This window comes from Kitasatospora sp. NPDC028055 (assembly GCF_040637885.1).
GTDB lineage: Bacteria > Actinomycetota > Actinomycetes > Streptomycetales > Streptomycetaceae > Kitasatospora.
The window spans coordinates 1-6,858 of record NZ_JBEZXE010000097.1; the positions used below are offsets into that span (position 1 = coordinate 1).

The 6,858-nt window shown below is 71.4% G+C and carries 6 protein-coding genes and 1 pseudogene; 3 read left to right on the forward strand and 4 right to left on the reverse strand.

The window, feature by feature from the left end; translation table 11 throughout:
* Positions 1-102 precede the first annotated feature (102 nt).
* Complete coding sequence (locus AB0F71_RS39525) at positions 103-783, forward strand: HAD family hydrolase (protein ID WP_360246069.1); 681 nt, start codon at positions 103-105, stop codon at positions 781-783.
* 96 nt (positions 784-879) lie between these two features.
* Here the strand turns inward: AB0F71_RS39525 and AB0F71_RS39530 are convergent, their stop codons facing one another.
* Entirely contained in the window at positions 880-1,833 is a 954-nt protein-coding gene (locus tag AB0F71_RS39530; RefSeq protein ID WP_360246072.1) for a TIGR03557 family F420-dependent LLM class oxidoreductase, read from the reverse strand.
* A gap of 363 nt (positions 1,834-2,196) precedes the next feature.
* Between AB0F71_RS39530 and AB0F71_RS39535 the strand changes: the two genes are divergently transcribed.
* Both AB0F71_RS39535 and AB0F71_RS39540 read left to right on the forward strand, forming a co-directional pair.
* On the forward strand, positions 2,197-2,700 hold the full coding sequence (locus tag AB0F71_RS39535) for a hemerythrin domain-containing protein (RefSeq protein ID WP_360246075.1): 504 nt from the start codon (positions 2,197-2,199) through the stop codon (positions 2,698-2,700).
* 166 nt (positions 2,701-2,866) lie between these two features.
* The gene (locus AB0F71_RS39540; RefSeq protein ID WP_360246078.1) at positions 2,867-4,492 is read left to right on the forward strand and encodes a cytochrome bc complex cytochrome b subunit; all 1,626 of its coding nucleotides are present in this window, start codon (positions 2,867-2,869) and stop codon (positions 4,490-4,492) included.
* A gap of 6 nt (positions 4,493-4,498) precedes the next feature.
* Here the strand turns inward: AB0F71_RS39540 and AB0F71_RS39545 are convergent, their stop codons facing one another.
* The 3 genes and pseudogenes from AB0F71_RS39545 to AB0F71_RS39555 form a co-directional block, all read right to left on the reverse strand.
* Complete coding sequence (locus AB0F71_RS39545) at positions 4,499-4,888, reverse strand: cytochrome c oxidase subunit 4 (RefSeq protein ID WP_360246081.1); 390 nt, start codon at positions 4,886-4,888, stop codon at positions 4,499-4,501.
* Positions 4,885-6,558 carry a cytochrome c oxidase subunit I gene (ctaD, locus tag AB0F71_RS39550; RefSeq protein ID WP_360246084.1) on the reverse strand — a complete coding sequence of 558 codons (1,674 nt, stop codon included), beginning with the start codon at positions 6,556-6,558 and terminating at the stop codon, positions 4,885-4,887. Before ctaD ends, AB0F71_RS39545 begins: the two co-directional genes overlap by 4 nt.
* A 168-nt stretch (positions 6,559-6,726) precedes the next feature.
* A pseudogene (locus tag AB0F71_RS39555) lies at positions 6,727-6,858 on the reverse strand (NADH dehydrogenase subunit D); the annotation flags it as partial.

Here is a 6,858-nt window from a genome sequence, read left to right on the forward strand (position 1 = left end):
CCGGAGAACCGGGCGGCCATTCTCCAGGAGCCATCGAGGGCAACCACGCCATCAGCCACACCCGGTCCTCCCGGACCGACCAACATTCTTAAGGGAGACGCCATGACGAGGACTGCGGCAGCGCTCTTCGACGTCGACGGGACCCTGCTCGACACCACGTACTTCCACACGCTCGCCTGGTGGGAGGCGCTGCGGCAGTACGGACGGACCGTGCCGTCCGCCCGGGTCCACCGGGCCGTCGGCATGGGCGCCGACCAGCTGCTCGACCACGTGCTCGGTGAGGACCGCGACCACGGCGACGACGACGCGATCACGGCGGCCCACGACGCCCTCTACGCCCGCCACTGGCCGGCGATCACGCCGCTGCCCGGAGCAGCACGCCTCCTGCGCGCCTGCGCCGGGCGGGGCTGGAAGGTGGTGCTCGCCAGCTCCGCCTCCGAACGGGAGATCACGGTGCTGCGCCGTGCGCTCGACGCCGACGACGTCATCGCGGCCGCCACGGTCAGTGACGACGTCGACGCGACCAAACCTGCGCCGGACCTGGTCGAGGCCGCTCTGCACCGCGCGGAGACGGAGCCCGAGCACGCCGTGTTCGTCGGTGACACCGTCTGGGACGTCACCGCCGCCGCCCGGGCCGGTGTTCCGTGCATCGCGGTCGAGAGCGGGGGCTTCTCCGCCCTGGAACTCCTCGGCGCCGGCGCGGCCGAGGTCCACCGGGACACCGCCGAACTGCTGGCCGGCCTCGACGAGAGCCTGCTTGCGCAACCCCCGGTCGACCGGTAGGCGTCCGGTGCTTCGCGATCCACCGCCCGCTCCCGGAGCCGTCTCCGGGAGCGGGCGGTGGCTCAGCCCAGCCGGTCGCTCAGCCCAGCTGCTCGCTCAGTTCAGCCGGGGCAGTACCTGCTCGCGGTAGAAGTCGAAGAATCCTTCCTGTTCCTGGCCGATCTGGCCGACGTACACCTCATCGCAGCCGGCGTCGCGGTAGCCGAGCAGCCGGTCGGCGTGCTCCTGCGGGTCGTCGCCACAGGTCACGGCAGAGGCGACCATCTGCTCGGTGACCAGTTCGGTGGCCTGCTCGAAGTGGCGTGGGGTGGGCAGGACCTGGGCCAGTTCGCCGGGCAGCAGTTCGCTGGGCCAGAGCCGGTGGACGGTCTTCACCGCCTGCTCGCGCTCCCTCGACCAGCACACCTTGACGCCGCCGAGAACGGGACCGCCGCCGCCCGCGGCCCGGTAGCGGCCGATCAGTTCCTCGTCCGGGGTCATGGTGACGAGTCCGTCGGCGAACCCGGCGGCCCGCTCGGCGGCCTTGGGGCCGAACGCCGAGGCGTACACGGGCAGCCGGCCGTCCTTGGGTGGGGTGTAGAGCTGGGCGTTCTCGACGGTGTAGTGGGTGCCCTGGTGGCTGACGACCCCTCCGGCGAACAGTTCTCGCATCACTGTGACGGCCTCCTCCAGCATCTGGGCCCGCACGTCGAACGGCGGCCACCGGTCGCCCAGTACGTGCTCGTTGAGCGCCTCGCCGGTGCCGACGCCGAGCCGTAGGCCGCCCTCCAGTTGCACGTCCGCGGTAGCGGCCGCCTGCGCGACGATCGCGGGGTGGATCCGGACGGTCGGGCAGGTCACCAGCGTCGTCACGGGGAGCCGGGTGACCTGCGAGAGCGCGCCGATCACGCCCCAGACGAAGGGGCTGCTGCCCTGGGCGTCGTTCCAGGGGTGGTAGTGGTCGGAGATGGCGAGGCGGGTGAATCCGGCCTCTTCGGCCAGTCTGGCCTGGTCGACCAGTTGGGCGGGGGTGAACTCCTCGCAGGACAGGAAGTATCCGAACGCGGTCATAACAGCCTCGGCTCCTCAGTGGGTTCCTCGGGTCGTCCTCAGCGGAGCGGCTATCCGGGCGTGGCGCCGGGAAACCTCCGCAGGCGACCACCCTGGCCGCAGCCGCAAACGCAGCCACCCACCCACCGCGGCGGCCGGCCGGGGAACCGGTCGCCACGGTGGGTGGCGCTGGCCGTCCCGGTGGTCGTTCCGGAGCCGGGACGTACGGTGCGGCTGCCCCGGATCGAGGGCGGTAATCCTCCCGGCGGCGGATCCGGGCGGAATCCACCATCGGCCCGGATCCGCCGCGGGCCCGCGTTTGGCTCCGCCCTGCCGGGGGACACGCCGGACTCCCGGGGGGAGCCGATGACGAGGAGCCCTGTGATGTCGAACGACGCGATCGTCCTGCTGCGGGAGGACCACAAGGAGGTCCGCGGTCTGTTCCGCGAGTACCGGGGGCTGGCCCAGGACGGCGACGGCCCGGCGCGGGCCAGGACGGTCCAGCAGATCATCGAGGCGCTGACCGTCCACACCTACCTGGAGGACGAACTGGTCTACCCCAGGATCCGCCAGGAGGTGGCCGGCCTCGCCGAGGAGATGGACCGGGCCAAGGAGGAGCACCACGTAGCCGACCTGCTCTGCGAGGAGCTGAGCCGGATGTCGCCCGGCGACGAGGGCTACGACGCCAAGACCGCCGTCCTGATCGACGCCGTCGAACGCCACATCGCGCAGGAGGAGGCCGACTGGTTCCCGAAGGTGCGGGCCACCCTGGGCCGCAAGGAACTGAGCGAGCTGGGGGAGCGGATGCAGGCCGTACGCGAGACCGCGCCGCGCCATCCGACCGGCGGTGGTGTGCTGCACCGCATCGCGGACGCCCTGGAGGGCTGAACCGCGCACCCCGACGAAGACCTGCTGGACCACCTCGGCCCCGGCGTCCGGGTGACAGCCGCCGCCCAGGGGCGCGCCGTACGGCCGCCGGTATCCGCCCGGGCTATGTCTGTCGGACGAGCGGGACGGACGCGGACGAGCGGGACGGTCGGAGGGCGGCGGGCACATGGCGCGGTCGAGGAGCAGGGCCCGGACGCGGCGGCGGGCGGGGCGGGTCGCGGAGTCGGCCGCGGTGGCACTCGACCGGCGCCTGCCGCTGTTCGACGGGGCCAAGGGGCTGGTCCGCAAGATCTTCCCCGACCACTGGTCCTTCCTGCTGGGCGAACTGGCGCTCTACAGCTTCGTCGTGCTGCTGCTCACCGGGGTGTACCTCACGCTGTTCTTCAAGCCCTCGATGGCGGAGGAGGTCTACCACGGGACCTACGCCCCCTTGAACGGCGTGCGGGTGAGCGCGGCCTACTCCTCCACCCTGGCGATCAGCTTCGACGTCCGCGGCGGACTGCTGATCCGGCAGATCCACCACTGGGGCGCGCTGCTGTTCACCACCGCCATCGGTGCCCACCTGCTGCGGGTGTTCTTCACCGGGGCGTTCCGCCGCCCCCGGGAGCTGAACTGGATGGTGGGCCTGACGCTGTTCCAGGTGGGACTGATCGAGGGGTTCGCCGGCTACTCGCTGCCCGACGACCTGCTCTCCGGCACCGGGTTGCGCACCGCGCAGGGCTTCATCCTCTCGGTGCCGCTGGTCGGCAGCTACCTGAGCTACTTCCTGTGGGGCGGCGACCTCCCCGGGCAGGACATCGTGCCGCGGCTCTACAGCGCGCACATCCTGCTGCTGCCCGGTCTGCTGGTCGCCCTGGTCACGGCCCACCTGATCCTGGTCTTCCACCTGACCCACACCCAGTGGGCGGGGCCGGGGCGCACCAACCGGAACGTCGTCGGCAAGCCGCTGTTCCCCGGGTTCACCGTCCAGACGGTGGGGCTGCTGGCGATGGTCTTCGGCGTGCTGGCACTCTCCGCCGCCCTCGCGCAGATCAACCCGATCTGGCTGTACGGGCCGTACCGTCCGGACCAGGCGTCCACGGACGCCCAGCCGGACTGGTACATGGGCTTCATCGAGGGGGCACTGCGGCTGATGCCGGGTGCGGAGACCGGCCTGTGGGGCCACACGGTGTCCTGGAACCCGCTGGTGCCCGCCGTGCTGTTCCCGTTGCTGTTCTTCTCGTGCCTCTACGCGTACCCCTTCCTGGAGCGGTGGGTGACGGGCGAGCGGGGTGAGCAGCACCTGTGCGACCGGCCCCGCAACCGCCCCACCCGCACCGGGCTCGGGGTCGCGGGCTTCGTGTTCTACGTGGTGCTGCTGGTGGCGGGCGGTCAGGACGTGGTGGCGCGCGCGCTCGACGTGCCGGTGGAGGGCCTGAACTGGGTGCTGAGGGTGGCGCTGTTCGCGGGCCCGGTCGCCGCCTTCTGGCTCGCCAAGCGCCTGGCGCTCGCACTGCAGGCCCGCGACCGGGACCAACTGACCCGGGGCCGGGAGACGGGCTACGTGCGCGAGGCGATCGAGGGCGCGTTCCACGCCGGACGCGAACCCCTGCCCAGCGGGCGCCGCTACACCTTGACCGTGCGCAACATGCCGCGTCCGCTGCCCCCGCCCGGGCGCGGGGCACCCAGGCGGGAGCGGCTGCGCCGTCGGTTGAGCGCCTGGTTCTACCGCGACCGGGTCGAGCTGCCGCCCGAGGAGGGGACGGCGGAAGGGGCCCCGGCGCCCGACCGGGCCGGCGTTCCCGGCGGGTGACCCCGCTCAGTCGTCCCGGCCGGCGTACTGGAACATCGCGCCCACCACCCCGGCGGCCGTCACCCCGGCGCCCACCAGCACGAGCCACAGCGCGTACACCACCCCGGTCCCGAACAGGGCGAGACCGGCGGCGGTGAGCGCGGGGTAGTAGCTGCGCGGGGCGAAGAACTCCAGCGGTCCCGCGCCGGAGACGATCTCCGCGTCCGTACGGTCCTGCGGGCGCCGGCCCCGGCGGACGTGCTGGGTCCAGAAGAAGAACGCGACCAGGGCCGACATCAGGCAGGCGACGACGAGCGCGGCCTTCCCGGCGGGCTCGTGCGCGAACCAGCCGTACACCCCGGCGGCCGCGGCGAAGAACGCGGCGACCCCGGCGAACAGGTAGGACTCGGCCTTCACCGGGCGCCCTCCCCGGCCTCGACGGCCTGCCGGGAGTGCTCCGGATGGTGGAGGTCGAAGGCCGGCCCCTCGGACCGGATCCTCGGCAGGGTGTGGAAGTTGTGGCGCGGCGGCGGGCAGGACGTCGCCCACTCCAGGGAGCGGCCGTACCCCCACGGGTCGTCCTCGGTGACCTTCGGCGCGTGCCGGGCGGTGTACCAGACGTTGTAGAGGAACGGCAGGGCGGAGGCGCCGAGCAGGAAGGCGCCGATCGAGGAGACGGTGTTGAGGGTGGTGAAGCCGTCCGTCGCGAGGTAGTCGGCGTACCGGCGGGGCATGCCCTGGGCGCCGAGCCAGTGCTGGACCAGGAAGGTGGCCTGGAAGGCGGGCAGGAGCAGCCAGAAGTGGATCCGCCCCAGGCGTTCGTCGAGCATCCTGCCGGTGATCTTGGGCCACCAGAAGTAGAAGCCGGCGAAGGTCGCGAACACCACCGTCCCGAACAGCACGTAGTGCAGGTGGGCGACGACGAAGTAGCTGTCGGTCACGTGGAAGTCGATGGGCGGCGCGGCCAGCAGCACTCCGGTCAGACCGCCGAGCAGGAAGGTCACCAGGAAGCCCAGGGAGAACAGCATCGGCGCCTCGAAGGACAGTGAGCCGTTCCACAGGGTGCCGACCCAGTTGAAGAACTTCACCCCGGTCGGCACGGCGATCAGCAGCGAGGCGAGCGAGAAGAACGGCAGCAGCACCTGGCCGGTGGCGAACATGTGGTGCGCCCACACCACCGCGGACAGCGCGGTGATCGCGATGGTGGCCCCGATCAGGCCGTAGTAGCCGAAGACCGGTTTGCGGCTGAACACGGGCAGGATCTCCGAGACGATGCCGAAGAACGGCAGCGCCACGATGTAGACCTCGGGGTGGCCGAAGAACCAGAACAGGTGCTGCCACAGCAGAGCGCCGCCGTTGGCCGGGTCGAAAACGTGGGCGCCGAACTTGCGGTCCGCCTCCAGGCAGAGCAGCGCGGCGGTCAGGACCGGGAAGGCGAACAGGGCCAGGATCGAGGTGAACAGCACGTTCCAGGTGAAGACGGGCATCCGGAACAGCGTCATCCCCGGCGCCCGCAGGCAGGTGATGGTGGTGATGAAGTTGACCGCGCCCAGGATCGTGCTCAGGCCGGCCACCGCCAGGCCCATCGTCCACAGGTCGGCGCCGGTGCCCGGGCTGTGGACGGGGCCGTTCAGCGGCGCGTAGGCGAACCAGCCGAACGAGGCGGCGCCGCTGCTGGTCAGGAAGCCGCTGACGACCATCAGTCCGCCCAGCAGGAACACCCAGTAGGTGAAGGCGTTCAGTCGGGGGAAGGCGACGTCCGGTGAGCCGATCTGCAGGGGCATCACGGCGTTGGCGAACCCGGCGAAGGTCGGCGTCGCGAAGAGCAGCATCATGATCGTGCCGTGGATGGTGAACAGCTCGTTGTACTGCTGGTTGCTCATCAACTGCAGCCCCGGCCGCGCCAGTTCCGCGCGCATCAGCAGCGCGAGCAGTCCGGCGAACAGGAAGAACCCGAACGACGTGACCAGGTACATGTTCCCGATCACCTTGTGATCGGTGGTGCTCAACCACCCCAGCACCGCCTGTCCGCGCCGCACCCGCCTCGCGGTGGCGGTTCCTTCCGATGATCTGATGGTGTCCGTCATTCCCTGTCTCCTCGGGCGGGAGCCTGTCGCACCGACCTGGTCATGCAAGCACCCGTCGCCCGCCCCGCCCGGCTGACCCGCCCGAAACGGCCGCCGCCCGCCCTGGTCGGTGCACGAGCTCCGCCTCCCCGGGCTCCCCTGCCGTGCGGCGCGCCCGTCGTCAGAGCCTCACCGGTCCACGCCGCCCATCACCGGATCGATGCTCGCCACCGCGACGATCACGTCGGCGACCTGGCCGCCCTCGCACATCGCCGCCATCGTCTGCAGATTGGTGAACGACGGGTCCCGGAAGTGCACCCG

Coding starts and splice junctions, on each gene's coding strand:
- AB0F71_RS39535 (WP_360246075.1), top strand. CDS start 2,197: ATGTCGAACGACGCGATCGTCCTGCTGCGGGAGGACCACAAGGAGGTC.
- ctaD (WP_360246084.1), bottom strand. CDS start 6,558: ATGACGGACACCATCAGATCATCGGAAGGAACCGCCACCGCGAGGCGG.
- AB0F71_RS39540 (WP_360246078.1), top strand. CDS start 2,867: ATGGCGCGGTCGAGGAGCAGGGCCCGGACGCGGCGGCGGGCGGGGCGG.
- AB0F71_RS39530 (WP_360246072.1), bottom strand. CDS start 1,833: ATGACCGCGTTCGGATACTTCCTGTCCTGCGAGGAGTTCACCCCCGCC.
- AB0F71_RS39525 (WP_360246069.1), top strand. CDS start 103: ATGACGAGGACTGCGGCAGCGCTCTTCGACGTCGACGGGACCCTGCTC.